Annotated in this window: 17 protein-coding genes and 2 pseudogenes; 8 read left to right on the forward strand and 11 right to left on the reverse strand. The window is 73.1% G+C overall.

Features of this window, described 5'->3' with window-relative positions; genetic code table 11:
* Positions 1–7 precede the first annotated feature (7 nt).
* The 7 genes and pseudogenes from KSP35_RS19185 to KSP35_RS26195 form a co-directional block, all read right to left on the reverse strand.
* A complete protein-coding gene (locus tag KSP35_RS19185; RefSeq protein WP_216997378.1) occupies positions 8–1,336 on the reverse strand; it encodes a hypothetical protein in 1,329 nt (442 codons plus the stop codon).
* 23 nt (positions 1,337–1,359) lie between these two features.
* A complete protein-coding gene (locus tag KSP35_RS19190; protein ID WP_216997379.1) occupies positions 1,360–2,235 on the reverse strand; it encodes an amino acid ABC transporter permease in 876 nt (291 codons plus the stop codon).
* Positions 2,232–2,876 (reverse strand): amino acid ABC transporter permease, encoded by a 645-nt coding sequence (locus KSP35_RS19195; RefSeq protein ID WP_216997380.1) that lies wholly within the window; start codon positions 2,874–2,876, stop codon positions 2,232–2,234. Before KSP35_RS19195 ends, KSP35_RS19190 begins: the two co-directional genes overlap by 4 nt.
* Before the next feature lie 25 nt (positions 2,877–2,901).
* Complete coding sequence (locus KSP35_RS19200) at positions 2,902–3,834, reverse strand: glutamate ABC transporter substrate-binding protein (RefSeq protein WP_216997381.1); 933 nt, start codon at positions 3,832–3,834, stop codon at positions 2,902–2,904.
* Positions 3,835–3,900: 66 nt separating this feature from the next.
* A pseudogene (locus KSP35_RS19205) lies at positions 3,901–4,636 on the reverse strand (amino acid ABC transporter ATP-binding protein).
* 88 nt (positions 4,637–4,724) lie between these two features.
* A complete protein-coding gene (locus KSP35_RS19210; protein ID WP_217002329.1) occupies positions 4,725–5,174 on the reverse strand; it encodes a hypothetical protein in 450 nt (149 codons plus the stop codon).
* A 323-nt stretch (positions 5,175–5,497) separates the two neighbouring features.
* A pseudogene (locus KSP35_RS26195) lies at positions 5,498–5,986 on the reverse strand (family 1 glycosylhydrolase); the annotation flags it as partial.
* A 172-nt stretch (positions 5,987–6,158) separates the two neighbouring features.
* On the opposite strand from KSP35_RS26195, the gene KSP35_RS19220 reads away from it, so the two are divergent.
* Together KSP35_RS19220 and KSP35_RS19225 are read left to right on the forward strand one after the other, a co-directional pair.
* Complete coding sequence (locus KSP35_RS19220; RefSeq protein WP_216997382.1) at positions 6,159–7,202, forward strand: hypothetical protein; 1,044 nt, start codon at positions 6,159–6,161, stop codon at positions 7,200–7,202.
* A gap of 21 nt (positions 7,203–7,223) precedes the next feature.
* A complete protein-coding gene (locus KSP35_RS19225; protein WP_216997383.1) occupies positions 7,224–9,248 on the forward strand; it encodes a VWA domain-containing protein in 2,025 nt (674 codons plus the stop codon).
* 25 nt (positions 9,249–9,273) lie between these two features.
* On the opposite strand, the gene KSP35_RS19230 is transcribed toward KSP35_RS19225, so the two are convergent.
* The gene (locus tag KSP35_RS19230) at positions 9,274–9,774 is read right to left on the reverse strand and encodes an O-acetyl-ADP-ribose deacetylase (protein WP_216997384.1); all 501 of its coding nucleotides are present in this window, start codon (positions 9,772–9,774) and stop codon (positions 9,274–9,276) included.
* 11 nt (positions 9,775–9,785) lie between these two features.
* Positions 9,786–10,847: an alpha/beta fold hydrolase gene (locus tag KSP35_RS19235; RefSeq protein ID WP_216997385.1), complete on the reverse strand. Its 1,062-nt coding sequence runs from the start codon at positions 10,845–10,847 to the stop codon at positions 9,786–9,788.
* A 263-nt stretch (positions 10,848–11,110) separates the two neighbouring features.
* On the opposite strand from KSP35_RS19235, the gene KSP35_RS19240 reads away from it, so the two are divergent.
* A complete protein-coding gene (locus tag KSP35_RS19240; protein ID WP_216997386.1) occupies positions 11,111–11,410 on the forward strand; it encodes a WhiB family transcriptional regulator in 300 nt (99 codons plus the stop codon).
* 31 nt (positions 11,411–11,441) lie between these two features.
* Here KSP35_RS19240 and KSP35_RS19245 read toward each other — a convergent pair whose 3' ends face one another.
* A complete protein-coding gene (locus KSP35_RS19245) occupies positions 11,442–12,239 on the reverse strand; it encodes a hypothetical protein (RefSeq protein WP_216997387.1) in 798 nt (265 codons plus the stop codon).
* 111 nt (positions 12,240–12,350) lie between these two features.
* Between KSP35_RS19245 and tatA the strand changes: the two genes are divergently transcribed.
* Complete coding sequence (gene tatA, locus KSP35_RS19250) at positions 12,351–12,557, forward strand: twin-arginine translocase TatA/TatE family subunit (RefSeq protein ID WP_216997388.1); 207 nt, start codon at positions 12,351–12,353, stop codon at positions 12,555–12,557.
* Positions 12,558–12,701: 144 nt separating this feature from the next.
* Here tatA and KSP35_RS19255 read toward each other — a convergent pair whose 3' ends face one another.
* Positions 12,702–12,953 carry a WhiB family transcriptional regulator gene (locus KSP35_RS19255; protein WP_305853089.1) on the reverse strand — a complete coding sequence of 84 codons (252 nt, stop codon included), beginning with the start codon at positions 12,951–12,953 and terminating at the stop codon, positions 12,702–12,704.
* A gap of 441 nt (positions 12,954–13,394) precedes the next feature.
* On the opposite strand from KSP35_RS19255, the gene KSP35_RS19260 reads away from it, so the two are divergent.
* The 4 genes from KSP35_RS19260 to KSP35_RS19275 all read left to right on the forward strand — a co-directional run bounded on the left by KSP35_RS19260 (position 13,395) and on the right by KSP35_RS19275 (position 17,588).
* Positions 13,395–14,585, forward strand: a complete 1,191-nt coding sequence (locus tag KSP35_RS19260; protein WP_216997389.1) for a S1C family serine protease — start codon at positions 13,395–13,397, stop codon at positions 14,583–14,585.
* 70 nt (positions 14,586–14,655) lie between these two features.
* The gene (locus tag KSP35_RS19265; RefSeq protein WP_254126856.1) at positions 14,656–14,925 is read left to right on the forward strand and encodes a hypothetical protein; all 270 of its coding nucleotides are present in this window, start codon (positions 14,656–14,658) and stop codon (positions 14,923–14,925) included.
* 96 nt (positions 14,926–15,021) lie between these two features.
* Entirely contained in the window at positions 15,022–17,160 is a 2,139-nt protein-coding gene (locus tag KSP35_RS19270) for an RNA degradosome polyphosphate kinase (protein WP_216997390.1), read from the forward strand.
* Positions 17,160–17,588 carry an NUDIX hydrolase gene (locus KSP35_RS19275; protein ID WP_216997391.1) on the forward strand — a complete coding sequence of 143 codons (429 nt, stop codon included), beginning with the start codon at positions 17,160–17,162 and terminating at the stop codon, positions 17,586–17,588. The genes KSP35_RS19270 and KSP35_RS19275 overlap by 1 nt, the downstream gene beginning before the upstream one ends.
* Positions 17,589–17,737 lie beyond the last annotated feature (149 nt).

The following is a 17,737-nucleotide window of genomic DNA, read 5'->3' on the forward strand; positions in this document are numbered from 1 at the left end:
GGCCGGCTCAGCCGAGCTTCGAGAGCTGGGCGGCGGCGGTGAGCAGCCACAGCCCGCCCAGCCCGAGGGTGGCCAGCGGCAGGGGCCACCGCTTCGCCGAGCCCAGCACCACCAGGATCGAGAGCAGCCCGGCCTCGGTGCCCGCCCGCATGAACGCCGTGGCCCCGGACCAGAGGTAGCCGTTCAGCAGGAGCACCACCACCACGGCCGGCAACCAGGCGCACCGCTCCGCCAGCGGCGTCGCCGATCGGCGCCAGCACCATGCGGCCAGCCCGACGAGCAACACCAGGCCGGCCGCGGACAGCACCCGGAACGCTTCGTCGCCGCCGCTCGGCGGCAGGCTGTCCCGGGCCAGGTCCACCAACCCCACGAGCGGGCCGCTGAGGTTGTTGTCGCCGGACGACGTCAGCGGGAGCGCCCCGAACCGGGCCCGTTGGAGCAGCTGCCACGCGCCGAAGGCGACGAGGGCCACCAGTCCGGCGGCGGCGAGGCGAGGCCCGTCGCCAGGGGCGACTGCGGCGTCCGGCGCCGACGCCGGGGTGCGGGCTCCCACGGCGGCGCCGGGTGCCGACCCTTCGCGACGGTCGGCGGTGTCGGGCCCCGTGCCCAGCGCGGCGACCAGCGCGCCCGACGGCTGCCGGGCGGTCCACCAGGTGACCGCACCGGCGAGCACGATCCCGGCGGGGATGGCGGCGGTGGTGTCCCGCGTGAGGACCGCTGCCGTGAGGAGCAGGCCGGCGGGCAGCCACCGCCGGTGGCGCAGGGCGAGGAGCCCACCGAGGGCGAAGGCCGACGCCACCAGCTCCGAGGTGTCGAGCGACAGGGAGTAGGCGAAGCCGGGCCAGAGCACCAGGGCCAGGCCCCAGGCGGCGTGGCGGCCCGAGGCGCGGGCCAGCCCGCCGCCGACGGCACCGACCGCCACCGCGGCGACGAGGTTGAGGCCCACCAGCGCCCACGGCACCAGGTCCGGGTCGCCGCCGCTGGCCACGAAGGCCAGCGCGCCGTAGCCCCAGCGGGCGTTGCGCAGCGAGGGCAGGTCGTAGGTCACCCCGCCGACCTCGCGGTCCTTCGACCACGGGCTCACGCCCAGCCGGTAGAAGAACTGGCCGTCGAAGCCCTCGTCGGCCGCCTGGACCGTCAGCGATCCGGGAGCGGCGGTCGCCGAGGTGTTCGGCGGTGCGGCGTGCACGAGCAGCGAGGCGTCACCGCCGGCCCGCACCAGCAGGGCGCCCACGAACGCCAGCGCCAGCAGGCCGGCCAGCAGCGCCGGCAGCCACACCTGGTCGGGCAGCGCCCGCCCGGCGGGCCGTCGGTCGAGAGCAGCGGCCGAGGTCACCGGCCGACCCTATGCGGCGGTGCTCAGGCCGACGGGAGGGGAGCGGCGTCGGCGTCGGGGATGCCGTTGGCGAAGCCGCCCGGGCGCCGGCGGACGGCGCTGCCGCTGCGCCGCTCGATGCGGGTGGCCAGCAGCGAGAGCAACGAGCAGAGCACGACGTAGACCGCTCCCACCACGATGGCCACCGGGATGATCGGCCGTCCGAAGCGGGACTCGTCGGTGATGCCCTGGCCCTCGAAGAGCAGCTCCTGGAAGCCGATGACGAAGCCCAGGGCGGTGTCCTTCAGCACCACCACCAGCTGGCTGATGATGGTGGGCAGCATCGCCCGCACGGCTTGGGGGAACAGCACGATGCGCAGCGTCTGCGCCCGGGTGAGCCCGATCGCCGAGGCCGCCTCCTGCTGGCCCTTGGGCACCGCCACCACGCCCGCCCGGAAGATCTCGGCCAGGACCGAGCCGTTGTAGACGGTGAGCCCGAACACCACGCACCACAGCAGGGGGATGCTGGTGTCGAGCAGCGGCTTGGCGCCCAGGTACGGGAAGTACATGAGCACCACCACCGGCAGGGCCCGGAACACGGTGACGACGGCGGTTGACGGCCAGCGGACCCAGGCGCGCGTCGACAGGCGGCCGACGGCCAGGCCGAGGCCCAGCACGATCGACAGGAAGGCGGCGATGGCGAAGGCCTTGAGCGTGGTGATCAGGCCGCGGAGGAGGTTGCGCTGGATGCCCTCGTACTCGATCCACTCCCACCGGCGGCCCTCGAACTGGCCGCTGGCGTGCAGCCGGGACACGGCCACGAAGGCGATGAACAGCACCAGCACGGCGCCCAGCACCGTGAGGACGGCGTTGCGGCGCTTTGCCGCCGGGCCGGGCTCGTCGAACAGGACCGAGCTCATCGGGCGAACGCCACCCGTCGCTCGAGCAGCTCGAAGGCCCAGCTCATGGCGAGGATGAGCACCAGGTAGCAGAGGGCCACGCCGAACAGCGCCGGCACCGCCTTGCCGCCCTCGTTGAGCCGGCTGACCACGCTGGTGAGCTCGAGGACCGAGAAGCCCACCGCCACCGAGGTGTTCTTGGTGAGCGCGATCAGGGTGCTGGCCATGGGCCCCACGACGGATCGGAGGGCCTGCGGGAGGATCACGAGGCGCAGGTTCTGGGTGAACCCGAGGCCGATGGCTCGGGCTGCCTCGGCCTGGCCCGCCGGCACGGTGTTGATGCCGGAGCGCACCACCTCGCACACGAACGCCGCCGTGTAGAGCCCGAGCGCCAGCACCGCCCGGGTCCAGTAGCTCGTGCCGCGGATGTCGACCTTCGGAGCGCCGAAGACGATCAGGAAGAACAGGACCGTCAGCGGCAGGTTCTGCATGAGGTTCACGAACCCCGCCGCCGGGATGCGCAGCGAGGGGACCGGCGACACCCGGCACGCCGCCAGGAGCACGCCGAGGACGAGGGCCAGCGCCGCCGACGCCGCGGTGAGCGTCAGGGTCGTCTTCATGCCGGCCCAGAACAGGTCGGCGTTGTCGATGATGACGTTCACGGCGTGGCCCTCGTCCCGACCGAGGTCAGGCCGAGGCCTTCCCCTCGGTGATGGCGGGGATCTCGGGCATCTTCGTGCCGGAGCGCCCGAGGGTGGCGTCGTAGGCCTTCTCGTAGTCGCCGCTGTCCTCGTGGCGCTTGATGGCCGAGGCCACGAAGTCCTGGAGCTCGGTGTCGCCCTTGGCCAGGCCCACGCCGTAGGGCTCCTCGCTGAAGGTGTTGCCGACGACCTTCAGGTCGTCGGGCTCCTCGGCGGCGTAGCCGGCGAGGATGGCGTCGTCGGTGGTGACGGCGTCGACCTCACCGTCGAGCAGGGCGTCGACGCACTTCGAGTACACGTCGAACTCGGTGGTCTTGGCCTTCGGGTGCTCGGTCTTGATGCGCTCGATCGGCGTGGAGCCGGTGGCCGAGCAGACGTTCTTGCCGTCGAGGTCGTCGGGGCCCTTGATGTCGTCGTCGTCCTTCTGGACGAGCAGGTCTTGGCCGGCGACGAAGTAGGGGCCGGCGAAGCTCACCTGCTCCTTGCGCTCGTCGTTGATGGTGTAGGTGCCGACGTACAGGTCGACCTCGCCGTTGGCCAGCGCGGTCTCGCGGTTCTTCGACGGGACCTGCTTGAACGTGATGCCGTCGGCATCGATGCCGAGGTCGGCGGCGATCATCTTGGCGATCTCGATGTCGAAGCCGGAGTACTCGTTGGTGTCGGGGTCCTGGTAGCCGAGGTTGGGCTGGTCGGCCTTCACGCCGATGGTGATCTTGCCGGCGTCGGCCAGCTCCTTCGGCGTGCCGCTCAGGCCGTCGACGGCCTTGACGTCGTAGGTGGGAAGCTCGGCGGCGCTCTCGCTGCCACCGTCGCTCCCGCCGGTGGCGGTGCCGTCGCTGTCGCTCTTGCCGCACGCGGCGGCCACCATCAGCAGGGCGGCGAACAACGCCACCACGCTCAGGGATCGGGTCCTTCTCATGGGGAGCTCCTTGGTTCGGGGGGGATTGCGGGAGATCGTGCAGCGGCACGGCCGGGGGCCGCGCCGTCAGTGGCTGAGGATCTTCGAAAGGAAGTCCTTGGCGCGGTCGGTCTTCGGGGCGGTGAAAAACTCGTCCGGCGGCGCCACCTCGAGGACCTTGCCGTCGGCCATGAAGACCACCCGGTTGGCCACCCGGCGGGCGAAGCCCATCTCGTGGGTGACCACCACCATGGTCATGCCCTCCTTGGCGAGGGCGGTGAGCACGTCGAGCACCTCGTTCACCATCTCGGGATCGAGCGCCGAGGTGGGCTCGTCGACCAGGAGCACCTTCGGGTCCATGGCCAGCGCTCGGGCGATGGCCACCCGTTGCTGCTGGCCGCCGGAGAGCTGGGCGGGCATCTTGTCGGCCTGGTCGGCCAGGCCCACCCGCTCGAGCAGCTCGCGCTCGGGACGCCGCTTCGGCCTTGGCGACGCCTCGCACCTTGGTGGGCCCGAGCGTCACGTTCTCGAGCACCGACTTGTGGGCGAAGAGGTTGAAGCTCTGGAAGATCATCCCGACGTCGGCCCGCAGGCGGGCGAGGGCCTTGCCCTCCACCGGCAGCGGCTCGCCGTCGATGGTGATGGTGCCGCCCTCGATGGGCTCGAGCCGGTTGATGGCTCGACAGAGGGTGGACTTGCCCGAGCCCGAGGGCCCGATGACCACGACGACCTCGCCGCGGCCGATCGTGAGGTCGATGTCCTGCAGCACGTGCAGGTCGCCGAAGTGCTTGTCGACGTGGTCGATGACGACCAGGGGATCCATGCGGGAGCGCCTCTTCCAACGGGGGCTTGGAGCGAGTGCGCCCCTACGTACCCCCTCGTCGTCCGGTTCACCCCTCCGGGCGAGCGGCTCAGCCGGGGACGGTGCGCTCGTCCGCCACCCGGGCGAGCAGCTCGGCGGCCGGCTTCGCCCGCCGATCGGCGTCGAAGAGCCCCGGTCCGGGCACCGGGTGCGCGGCCCGACGGGCGGTGGCGGCGACCTCCGCCGGAGCCAGCGGATCGATGGGCGTCTCCCACCAGAAGCCGCGCAGGTCGATCCCGCCGTCGACCGCCTCCTCGGCGATGGCGAGGCCGTCGCGCAGGTGCTCGGCCTGGTCGGCCGGATCGTCGAACGCCCGCCCGTAGCCGGCCACCAGCAGGCCGTGCTCGGGCAGCGACTCGGCGACGTGGTGCAGGGCGAGGCCCAGGCCCTCGGCCCAGGGGACGTGGCCGTCGGGGCCGGTGACGGTGTTCTGCGGGTACGGGAACAGGGCGCCGTCGCCGCGCACCGCGAGGGCGTGGCGGTAGGTGAGGCCGAGCACGTCGAAGGCCGTCGCGCGCCGGGCACGGGCACCGGTGGCCGGCCGGGGACCACCAGCACCTCTTCGGCGAGCATCCGCTGCCAGCACCCCCAGAGCGCTTCGTCGACCACGCCGGTCATCACCTCGGCCTCGGCCCCGGCCGGGCTCGACGGGTCGGCCCGAGCGGGGAAGAGCGGCACCAGCCACTGCGCGGCGGCGACCGGGTGGCCGTCCTGGCGGAGGCGGAGGGCGGCATCGACCGATGCGAGGTGCACCCCTTCGAGGATCGCCGCGAACCCCTCGGCGTCGTCCTGCTTGCCCGGGGGGCGCGAGCCGTCGATCCAACCCTGGGTGGCATAGCGGGACGGCTCGAACACGGGCATCCAGCCGTGCACCAGGTCACCGAAGGCCTCGCCCACCAGCTCGACGTGGCGCGACCAGAAGTACTGCCGGCTCCGCACGTCGGCGAAGCCCCGCTCGTCGTGGGAGAACCAGCCCGGCAGCGTGCTGTCGAACAGGCACCCCCACACCAGCACCCCGGCGGCGCGGGCCTCCTGCAGGACGAGGCGCAGGTGCTCGACGGCCTCCACGTCACGAGCGCCCGGCGTCGGCTCGATGCGGGCCCAGTCGAACGTGACCCGCAGGTGGGTGAGCCCGTGGCCCGCCAGCAGCGCCAGGTCGTCGCCGTACGTCGTGGCGAAGCCCGAGCCGGCGCCGGACGGGACGAGGCGGCCCTCGCGCTCCCACGCCGCGAGCTCCGAGCCCGGCGCCGCCCCCTCGGCGACGGTGCCCGACGCCCCCGAACCGAACCAGAAGCCTTCGGGGAACGTCATGCCGGCATCCTCCCACCGATGGGTCGGGACGCCGACCGGCCGGCCGTGGGCCGCCGTGCGCCTCGCGGTGCGGGTCCGCCCGAGGGCCCGACGCCGGGGCGGTTCCCCGACCGGGGCCGCAGGGTAGGCCGACCCCGACCCCGACCCCGACCCCGACCGTGGAGGTGGAGCGATGGACGACCCGGCCCCTGGACCCACCCTGCCCCCGCCGCCGGCGCCGCCGCAACCGGTGCCCCCGGCCGGCTCGGAGCTCCGGGGCGGGCCGGCCGACGTGCTCCGCGTGGCCAGCGCCGTGGTGGCCCTGGCGGCCCTGGCCCTCTACCTGTGGGCGGTGTCGGTGCCGCCGGTCACCGTCGGCCCCGACCGCAGCCGGATCGCCTCGCTGGCGAACCCCGGCCAGGTCGTCACCCTGCTGGCCCCGATCCTGCTGCTGGGCGCCCTGGCCGGCACCGCGGCGCTGGGCCGCGGGTGGCGAGCGGTGGTGGGCGCCGCCCTGGCCTACTTCCCCGCCACCGCGTGGGCGGTCGGCCCGACCGTGCTGTGGGAGTACCCCGAGCCGCTCCGCGCCGTCGACGGCTACCGCTGGTTCGGTTGGGCGCTCGTGCTGGCCTGCGTGGCCACCGCCCTCGGGGCGCTGGCCCTCGCTGCCGCGGGGATCGGCCGGCCCGCCGAACCGTCGGCGGGCGCCGGCGCACCCGCCGTCGGCCGGCCCGGTCCGGCGGTCATCGAGCGGGTGGCGGCAGGCGTGGGCACCGCGGTCCTGGTGCTCACCTGGTTCCTGAGCCGGGAGGTCATCGTCGAGCCGGACCGCCGGGTGGACCAGGGGGCCGTGCTGTACCGGCACTGGCCGGCGATCGGCGACGGGATGGGCAGGGTGGCCAGCGTGCTCGGGGCGCTGCTCACCCTCGCCGTCCTCGTCGGTGGGTTGGCGCTTGCTGGGCGCCAGCCCGGCGGCCGCGTGCGGGCGCAGCTCTGGCTCGGCGCGGCCGTGGGTCTGGTGCTCGACCTCGCCGCGCGCGCCCTGTCGTTCGGGAACCTCGTCCGCCCCGAGGTGTACCGGGACCAGCCGCCGGCCTTCCCCGACCCCCCGACCACCGCCGTCTACCCGTTGGGGATCCTGCTGGTGGTGCTCGCCGCCGTGGCGCTGGCCGTGGCGGCCTGGTCGGCCGCCCAGGTCCCGACGGCCCGGGCGGGACCGCCCGACGCAACGGGGTGAGGCGGGCGTAGCCTCGGCGCGGTGCCCCGTCGACCTCACTTCCGGTACTCCCGTTGGGACGGCACCCAGGTCGGCTTCGACCTCGATGCCGACTCGGTCATGGCCGAGATCAACGACGACCTGCTCTACCACGGCGACCTCAACGCGGCCCTGCGCCGCCTCATGAACCAGGGCTTCGAGGACCGCAACGGCGAGCGCGTCCAGGGCATGAAGGAGCTCATGGAGAAGCTGCGCCAGCAGCGGCGCGAGCGCCTCGAGAACCACGACCTCGGCGGGGTCTACGACGACATCGCCGAGCAGCTGCGCGAGGTGGTCGACATGGAGCGCGCTGCGCTCGACGAGCTCCAGCGCGAGGCCGCCGAGTCCGGCGACGCCCGCCGCAAGGAGGTCACCGACGACGCCGTGGAGAGCCGTCGCATGGAGCTCGACCTGCTCCCGCCCGACCTCGCCGGCATGGTGCGCGAGCTGTCGGACCACGACTTCACCTCCAGCGAGGCCCGCGAGAAGTTCGAGGAGCTCACCGACCAGCTCCGCCAGCAGCTGGCCCAGAAGTGGTTCAACCAGATGGCGGGCGCCATGAACGACGTCTCGCCGGAGGCGCTGGCCCGCACCAAGGACATGCTGGCCGAGCTCAACCAGATGCTCGAGGCCAAGGCCGCCGGCCGCGAGCCCGACTTCGAGGGGTTCATGGAGCGCTTCGGCGACTTCTTCCCCGAGGACCCGCAGAACCTCGAGGAGCTGCTCGAGGTCATGGCCCGCCGCATGGCCGCCATGCAGGCGATGATGAACTCGATGACGCCCGAGCAGCGGGCGCAGCTGCAGGGCCTCTCGGACCAGCTGCTCGAGGACATGGACCTCAGCTTCCAGATGGCCCAGCTGTCCTCGAACCTCCAGCAAGCGTTCCCCGACCTCGGGTGGAACCGCCGGTACGACTTCTCCGGGCAGGACCCGCTCGGCTTCGCCGAGGCCGCCGAGGTCATGAACGAGCTGGGTGACCTGGACCAGCTCGAGCAGATGATGCGGGGCGCCGCCAACCCCGGCGCCCTGGCCGAGGTCGACGTCGACCGGGCGCGCGAGCTGCTCGGCCCGGAGGCGGCCGACAGCCTCGAGAAGATGGCCGAGCTGGCCAAGATGCTCACCGAGGCCGGCCTCATCGAGAACAAGGAGGGCCGGTACGAGCTCACGCCCGCCGGCCTGCGCCGCATCGGCAAGAACGCCCTGAACGACCTGTTCTCCAAGCTGGCCCGGGACAAGTTCGGCCAGCACGAGCTCACCCGCACCGGCCTCGGGCACGAGCGCTCGCAGGACACCAAGCCCTACGAGTTCGGCGACCCGTTCAACCTCCACATCGAGCGCACCATCCGCAACGCGGTGTCCCGCTCCGGTGGCGGCACGCCGGTCACGCTCACGCCCGAGGACTTCGAGATCGAGCAGACCGAGCAGAGCGTCCGCTCCGCCACGGTCCTGATGATCGACCTCTCGCTGTCGATGCCCATGCGCGACAACTTCCTGCCCGCCAAGAAGGTCGCCATGGCGCTGCACTCGCTGATCAGCAGCCGCTTCCCGCGCGACTACCTGGGCCTGGTGGGCTTCAGCGAGGTGGCCCGCATCATCGAGCCCCGCGAGCTGCCCGAGGTCTCGTGGGACTACGTCTACGGCACGAACATGCAGCACGGCTTCCAGCTGGCCCGCAAGCTGCTGGCCCGCGAGCACGGCACCAAGCAGATCATCATGATCACCGACGGCGAGCCCACGGCCCACATCACCGCCAGCGGCCAGCCGCTGTTCAACTACCCCCCGGTGCAGGAGACGGTCGATGCCACCCTGCACGAGGTCATGCGGGCCACGCGGGAGAACATCCGCATCAACACCTTCATGCTCGACGCCACGCCGTACCTCACGCGGTTCATCGAGGAGCTGACCAAGCTCAACCGCGGCCGGGCGTTCTTCACCACCCCCGAGACCCTCGGCGACTACGTCCTGGTCGACTTCCTCGAGTCCCGTCGCCAGATGTCTCGCGGCGGGCGCGGTCGCCGCTCCGCCTGACCGCTCGGGGCGAACCGGCCGGCGGTCAGGCCAGCAGGGCGTCGTAGCGGGCGAGGTCGTCGGCGCTGAACGCGCACAGGACGACCTCGGCGACGGGGGTCTCGGTCGAGCGGATGGTGTCGACGGCGATCCGGGCCGCCTCGTCCTTCGGGTAGCCGTAGACGCCGGTGGAGATGGCGGGGAACGCCACCGAGCCGGCACCCAGCTCGGCGGCGACCTCCAGCGAGCGCCGGTAGCAGGACGCCAGGAGCTCGGCCTCGCCCTCGGTGCCCCCGTGCCAGACCGGCCCGACGGCGTGGATGACCCAGCGGGCCGGGAGCCGGAACCCCGGGGTGGCCTTGGCGTCGCCGGTGGCGCACCCGCCGAGCGGACGGCAGGCCGCCAGGAGCTCGGGGCCGGCGGCCCGGTGGATCGCACCGTCGACGCCACCCCCGCCGAGCAGCGAGGAGTTCGCGGCGTTCACGATGGCGTCGACGTCGAGCGTGGTGAGGTCGGCACGGCGGGCACGGACGGCGGGGGAGGGCACGGCCGCCCGCCCTACCCCGTGCGCGGCGTCCCCTTCGCCGGGCGCTTCGTGGCCGCGGCCTCGGCCGCAGCCGGGGCCTTGGCGGCGCGGGCCCGCCGAGCCGGCTTCGGCGCGGGGAGGCGACGGGCCACGAAGTCGTCGATGGCGGCGGCGATGGCGTCGGGCTCTTCGACCGGCAGCGTGTGGCCGGCCTCCGGGAACGTGATGAGCTCGCTGCCGGCGATGCGGTGGTGCATCGCCTCCGAGCACCGGGCGGGCGTGAACACGTCGGCACCGGCTGCGACCACCAGCGTGGGCACGGTGATCTCCGGCAGCAGGTCGGCTGCGGAGTGGGCTCGCATGGCCCCGGCCATGAGCATGACCACCGCGAGGTCGGCCGCCTTGAGGTGGAGCAGGTACGGGTGGAGCTGGGCGGCCGTGGCCTTGGGGCCCGCCGCCTTGGCCGCACGGGCGCCGAAGTGGCCGACGCTGGCCGGGCCGATGGTGGCCTGCACCGGCTTCACGACCTCGGGCAGGTACCGCATGGTGGCGCCGAGGAGCGGGAACAGCTTGTCGCCGATCGAGTACCCGTAGAAGGTCTTCGCCGGGTTCTCGTAGGTGCCGGCCAGCAGGACGAGCCCGGCCACCCGCTCGGGGATCTGTCGGTACACCTCGAGCGCGGTCTGCACGCCCATCGAGTGGCCCACGACCAGGGCCCGGTCGAAGCCGGCGTCGTCCAGGACGGCCACCAGGTCTCGGGCGATGCGGGCCATCGAGAGGTCGTCGATGGTCAGGTTCCGGGCGCCGCGCCCGGCCGGGCGGGGAAGGCCGGACCGCCCGTGGCCGCGCGTGTCCGGGAGGATGCACGGGTGGCCGCGGGCCTCGAGCGCCGGGAGCAGGTCCACCCAGTAGGCGTCGCTGCACGACCAGCCGTTGGCGAACAGGACCGGCACCCGAGAACCGCCCCGGTTGCGCACCGTGTAGGCGATGGGGGTGCCGTCGTCGGCGACCACCCGGCCCTCCTTGGCGAACAGCGCGTAGGCGGCGTCACTCCCCGCCGCGGGCTCCCAGGGCTGGTCGATGGGTTGGGTCAACGCGTCCTCCGCCGTTCGTTCCGGGCCCCGATCATCGCGCTCGCGGCGGTCCCGTGACGGGTCCCTCTGTGCCTCCACCGTTGCTGTGCAGGTACCTGCACGAAGTTCCGCTTGCGCAGACGCGCGTCAGCGGCGACAATCACACTGTTGTAATTCCACACGTGGTATGGGTTCCGGTCCGCCGGGCACCAGCGCCACCCGACAGCAGGTGACCGATCGGTCGGCCGCTTCGGCAAGCCGACACGACTCTGGGGGACCCGCCCATGCACGACACCTCCGACGAACTCGAAGCCAAGGGTTGGCAGGACTTCGCCAACTGCCTCGGCGTCGATCCCGACCTCTTCTTCCCCGAGCGGGGTGCCTCCACGCGCGAGGCCAAGGAGGTCTGCCGCGGCTGCGTCGTGCGGGAGGACTGCCTGGAGTACGCGCTCGCCAACGGCGAGAAGTTCGGCATCTGGGGTGGGCTGAGCGAGCGGGAGCGGCGTCGCATCCGTCGCCAGCGGGCCCTCACCCGGCGCACGGCCCTCGACGGTGAAGCCACCGCCGACGGCGTCGGCGCCTGACCCTCGCTCACCGTCGGCGCCTGACCCTCGCTCACCCCCGGCGCCGCTCGCGTCGGGCCAGCCGGGCCTCGATGGTCCGGTCCTCGGCCAGGTCCAGGGCCCCCCAGCGGTCGGGATCGGTCGCTTCGAGCACCGAGCGGGGCACCAGCCCCACCAGCTCGCAGCCGGCGATCGCCACCTCTGCGGCCACCGCGTCGGTGGCCTCCCCCGGTCCGAGGTGCTCCGGGTCCACCAGGTTCATCGAGACCTGCACCCGGTCGCCCACCGCCAGCCCGAGGGTGCGCAGGCCCGGGCGCCGGATGGCCTTGGCCACGGCTCGCGCCCGCTCCAGGTCCGGTTCGGCCAGCCAGACGTTGTAGGCCACCAGCAGCGGCCGGGCGCCGATGGCCACCGCGCCGGCCGAGGGGTGGGGGCCCGCCGGCCCGTGGTCGGGCGCCAGCGCGCCGAACGCGTGGCGCCGGACGTCGGGGAGCGAGCGCTCGGGCCCGTAGGCGAACGACGGCAGGTCCAGCTCGGCCGCCGCCCAGGCGCCGAAGGCGTCGCGAGCGGCCACCGCATCGGCCATGGTGGCCGGGCCGAGCGGGACGAAGGGCACCACGTCCACCACCCCGATCCGGGGGTGGACGCCGTCGTGGCCGCGCAGGTCGAGGTGGTCGAGGGCGGCGCGGGCGACCGCCCGAGGGGCGTCCTCGCCCACCAGGGTGAGGACGCTGCGGTGGTGGTGCGGGTCGGTGTGGACGTCCAGCAGGTCGTCGCCGGCGGCGCCGGAGACCGCTTCGATCACCCGGAGGTCGCGGCCCTCGCTGATGTTGACGACGCACTCCAGCACGGCGCGAGCCTGGCAGAACGAAGCGGGGCCACGGCGTGCCCTCGTGTCGGCCGGGTGAAATGACCGGCGCCGACGTGGTGGGCAGCCGGTTGCAGGAGTACGGTGGTCCGCATGGGACTCGGAGCACCAGAACTCATCATCGTCCTCGTCATCGTGCTGGTGATCTTCGGCGGCGCCAAGCTGCCGAAGCTGGCCAAGTCGCTGGGCGAGGCGCAGCGCGAGTTCAAGAAGGGCTCCGAGGAGGGCGCGGTCGAGGAGACCACGGTCACCAAGACCGTCGTCGTCGAGAAGGACGGCACCGAGGGCCCGAAGGCCTGAGCCCCTGGGTGCGGCGCTGGCGCCGACCCGAGCACGAACGAAGCTCCACGGAACCCGGCTTCGGCCGGGTTCCGTCGCGCCGGGGCCCGAGCGCGCCGCAGCCCGGCCGAGGCTGGGCTGCGAGGGTGATCGGGGTCGGGCGGGTCAGACCCGGGCGGCCGCCTCCTGGCGGCGGCGCTTCAGGATCCGGCGGCGCTCACGCTCGGAGCAGCCGCCCCAGACGCCGTGGTCGATGCGGTTGACCAGGGCGTACTCGAGGCAGTGCTCCTGGACCTTGCAGCTGGCGCAGATGCGCCGGGCGGCGTCGACGCCGACGCCGTCGCTGGGGAAGAAGGCGCCCGGGGGGTAGTTCCGGCAATCGCCGTCCCGCATCCACTGGAGCTCGACCTCGTCCATGTTCAGCCTCCGGGGGCGCTGGGCCCCGCATTCGTCGATCGGACCTGTCCGGAGCCACCCGGCGATGCGGATGGTCGGACGTGCACCCGTACTGACGTGCGGGGCCCAGCCATCGTTCCCCAGGGCTCGTGCAGATTCGGTGCAGGCGCGGTGGAGATGTCGAGAAAACGTGCTTGCATGGCCTCCATGAGCCGCCCGGGAGACGAAGCGCCTCCCACCGGGGCGTGGTCCCCGTGGGCCGCCCGCAGCGAGGCCGATGCCGCCTCCACCCGCCCGGTGGCCGCCCCCCGGCCGGTCGGGAAGGCACCGATGCCCACCGCGCCGCCCACCAGCGGCGGACCGGCCGCCGCACCCCCGTGGGCACCAGCACCGGCACCGGCACCATCGCCGGCTTCGGCCGCGGCTCCGGGGTCCGGGTGGGCCCTGCCCGACCGTGCGCCGGTGGCCGACGACCGGCGGGCTCCCGGCGCCGGTTCGCGCCCTCCCACCGACTGGCCGGCCCCCAAGCTGGCCGGGCCGCTGCCCGGCGAGGTCGAGCGCACCCGCCGCAGCCCGGCCCTCGTCGGCTTCCTCGCCTTCCTGCTCGGTGCGCTGGTGGTCGGCGCCGCCTTCGCCACCTACGCCTTCGGCGACCGCCGGGGCCGCAGCGGCGCCGAGGTGGCCACCAAGGGCGCCACCACCACCCAGCCCCGCAGCACCGGGCCCGCCGCCGCGCTCGACATCCGCAAGATCCTCGACATCGCCCAGCCGTCGGTCGTGAGCATCACCACCGGCGGCGCCGACAGCATCTTCGGCGGCGCCGGCTCCGGCGTGGTGATCTCCAAGGACGGGCTGATCCTCACCAACGCCCACGTCATCGAGTCGGCGGGCGGCAACATCTCGGTCCGCTTCAGCGACGGGCAGACCTCCGAGGCCACCCTGGTCGGCGCCTCGACCACCGAGGACGTGGCCCTCCTGCAGGTGCAGCGCAGCGACCTCACGCCCGCCACGCTGGGCTCGTCGGCGAACCTCCTCGTCGGCGACAACGTGGTCGCCATCGGCAACGCCCTCGCCCTGGGCGACGACCCCAGCGTCACCTCCGGCATCGTCTCGGCCAAGAACCGCTCGATCAACGACGGCAAGATCTCGCTGGACCACCTGATCCAGACCGACGCCGCCATCAACCCGGGCAACTCCGGCGGGCCCCTGGTCAACGCCGCCGGCGAGGTGGTCGGCATCAACACTGCCATCATCCAGGGCTCCCAGAACGTCGGCTTCTCGCTGGCCATCGACGAGGTCCGCAAGGTCGTCGAGGACCTGAAGGCCGGCAAGGGCGACCTCAAGCCCAACACCGCCGTGCTCGGCGTCGCCACGGTCACCGTCGACAGCTCGCTCAGCGCGACCGTGCGGGACCAGTTCAAGGTCACCGCCACCTCGGGGGCCCTGGTCACCGCGGTCGAGCCCGACTCGGCGGCGGCCGACGCCGGGATCGAGGAGGGCGACGTCGTGGTGGAGGCCGGGGGCGGCCCCGTCTCCAGCAACGAGCAGCTCACCGACCTCGTCCGTCGGAAGGCCCCGGGCGACAGCCTGGCGGTCACCGTCGAGCGCCAGGGGCGTCGGCGCAGCTTCGACGTCACCCTCGGCCCCAAGTAGCCCCACCGGGGGCGAGGGCGCCGTCGCCCGACCGAGGGCTTCGGACAGGCCGCGGCTAGCATCGACGCCCATGTCGATGACCGAGACCGAGCTCCCCCAGGAACCGCCCCGCGGCCACGTCCGCGTGGTCTACCTCGGCCCGGTGGCTCCGCACTGGGACCTCCAGAGCGACTTCGGTGACCGTGCCATGGTCGAGGGCTTCCGCGACCGCATGCAGGCCCGCCTGCAGCTCGTGCCCCCGCACGACCCGCAGTTCCGCCGCAACCGCGAGCGCGTCATCCGCGACGCCGAGCGCGAGAACCTGCTGCTCGACTGGGACCTGGGCGTCCCGGAGAGCTGATCCCGGGCGGCAGTTCGCCGTCCGTTCAGGTGAACGTCACCTCGCGGCCCGCCGCCGTCGGGGCGGGCGTCTCCGGGGGGTCGCTACCCTCGGACCATGGACACCGTGGCCGATGACGCACCCGTGGCGGCGCCGGCGGGCTTCACGCCCATCAGCGACGACCCCAAGCGGTTCCTGAACCGGGAGCTGTCCTGGCTCGACTTCAACGCCCGGGTGCTGGAGTCGGCCGCCGACCCCGAGACGCCGCTGCTCGAGCGGGCCAAGTTCTGCGCCATCTTCAGCCAGAACCTGGACGAGTTCTTCCAGGTGCGGGTGGCCGGCCTCGCCGACCAGGTGATCGCCGGCGTCGGGCGCACCTCGGCCGACGGCCTCTCGCCCAGCGAGACGCTCCGCGCCGTGGCCGACCGCGTGGGCGAGCTCGTCGATCGGGCCGAGCACCTGTTCCTCGACCGGATCGTGCCGGCGCTGGCCGAGGTCGGGATCGTGTTCTCGAGCTGGGACCAGCTCGACGACGACGACCGGGCCTACCTGGTCGACGAGTTCGAGAGCCGCATCTTCCCGGTGCTGACCCCGCTCGCGGTCGACCCTGGCCACCCGTTCCCCTACATCTCCAGCCTCTCGCTCAACCTGGCGGTGGTGCTCCGGGACCCGTTCAACGGCGAGCGCCGCTTCGCCCGGGTGAAGGTGCCGCCGCTGCTGCCCCGCTTCGTGGTCATGCCCGACGGCGAGCGGTTCGTGCCGCTCGAGCAGGTCATCGCCTCACACCTCGACCGGCTCTTCCCGGGCATGGAGGTCGTCGAGACCTTCGCCTTCCGGGTCACCCGCAACGCGGACCTCACCCTCGAGGAGGAGGAGGCCGACGACCTGCTGGCCGCGGTGGAGATGGAGCTGCGCCGACGGCGCTTCGGCGTGGCCGTGCGCCTGGAGGTCGACGCCCGCGTGACCCCCGAGGTGCGCGAGCTGCTCGTCCGCGAGCTCGACCTGACCGAGGACGCCGTGCACGAGAGCGTCGGCCCGCTCGACCTGGGGGGCCTCTGGGCGCTGCGCGAGCTCGACCGGCCGGACCTCAAGGACCCGCCCTTCACGCCGGTCACCCAGGCGCGCCTGGCGGCCAACGACGACGAGAAGGTCGACATCTTCAAGGTGATCCTCGACGGCGACGTCCTGGTGCACCACCCCTACGACTCGTTCCACACCTCGGTGGAGGAGTTCGTGCGGCAGGCGTCTCGGGACCCCAAGGTCCTCGCGATCAAGCTCACGCTCTACCGCACCTCGGGCGACAGCTCGATCATCAAGTCGCTGGTGCGGGCGGCCGAGCGGGGCAAGCAGGTGGCCGCCCTGGTCGAGCTCAAGGCCCGCTTCGACGAGGCCGCCAACATCGGTTGGGCCCGGGCGCTGGAGACCGCCGGCGTGCACGTCACCTACGGGCTCGTCGGCCTCAAGACCCACACCAAGACGGCGCTGGTGGTCCGCGACGAGGGCAGCGGCGTGCGCAGCTACTGCCACATCGGCACGGGCAACTACAACGCCAAGACGGCCAAGCTCTACGAGGACCTCGGCATCCTCACCGCCGACCCCGTGATCGGGGCCGACCTCGCCCAGCTCTTCAACTACCTCACCGGCTACGGACGCGACGTGCAGTACCGGCGCCTGCTGGTGGCGCCGCACCCGCTGCGGAGCAGGCTCCTGGAGCTCATCGACGGCGAGGTGGCGGCCAGCCGGGCCGTGCCCGGCAGCGGGCGCATCGTGATGAAGATGAACAGCCTGGTGGACCCGGTCTCCATCGATCGCCTGTACGCCGCGTCGCAGGCCGGCGTCGAGATCGACCTGGTGGTGCGGGGCATCTGCTGCCTGCGGCCCGGCGTCGAGGGCCTCTCGGAGCGCATCCGGGTGCGGTCCATCATCGGCCGGTACCTCGAGCACTCCCGCATCTTCCGCTTCGCCAACGGCAACGGGGTGGGCGAGCCGGTCACCTACATCGGCTCGGCCGACCTGATGCCCCGCAACCTCGACCGGCGGATCGAGGCCCTGGTGCCGGTGGTCGACCCGGCGCTGCAGCGCCGCATCGGCGAGATCATCGACGTGAACCTGGCCGACGACACCTTGGCCTGGGACCTCGGCCCCGAGGGGACCTGGTCGCACGTGCCGCGCGTGGAGACGGTCGACGCCCACCTCCGCTTCCAGGAACTGGCCCAGGCCAGGGCCCGTCGCACCGACACGCCGCGCCCGCTCTGATGGCCGACCCGATCGAGGTGCTCGCCGCCGGCGGCGCCGTGTGGCGGCGCGACGACATCGGCGCCATCGAGGTCCTGCTGGTGCACCGCCCCCGCTACGACGACTGGTCGCTGCCGAAGGGCAAGTGCGACGAGGACGAGAGCTTCCTGGCCTGCGCCCGCCGGGAGGTGCTGGAGGAGACCGGCCTGGTGGTCGAGGTGGGCGCCGAGCTCACCGACGTCTACTACCACGACCACAAGGGCCGCTCGAAGGTGGTCCGCTACTGGGCCATGGAAGCGGTGGGCGGCACGTTCGTGGCGAACGACGAGGTGGACGAGGTGGCCTGGCTGTCGTTCCCCGACGCCGTGGCCAAGCTCTCGTACCCCCACGACCGCCCCATCCTGCGGTCGCTCGTCACCACCCTCGCCACCCTCGACCGCACCGAGTAGCGCGGCCGGTCCGCTCCGACGGATCTGGCCTCTGACCTGCGGTTCCACGGGCGGCGACGGCTCGAGCGGCCACGCGCTGCGGCGCGCCCGCTCCGGGCCGAGCACGGCGTTGTGACCGGTGTCGGAACGGGCTCCGACTGTTGGGGGGG

Source organism: Aquihabitans sp. G128 (assembly GCF_019048865.1).
Taxonomy (GTDB): Bacteria; Actinomycetota; Acidimicrobiia; order Acidimicrobiales; family Iamiaceae; genus Aquihabitans.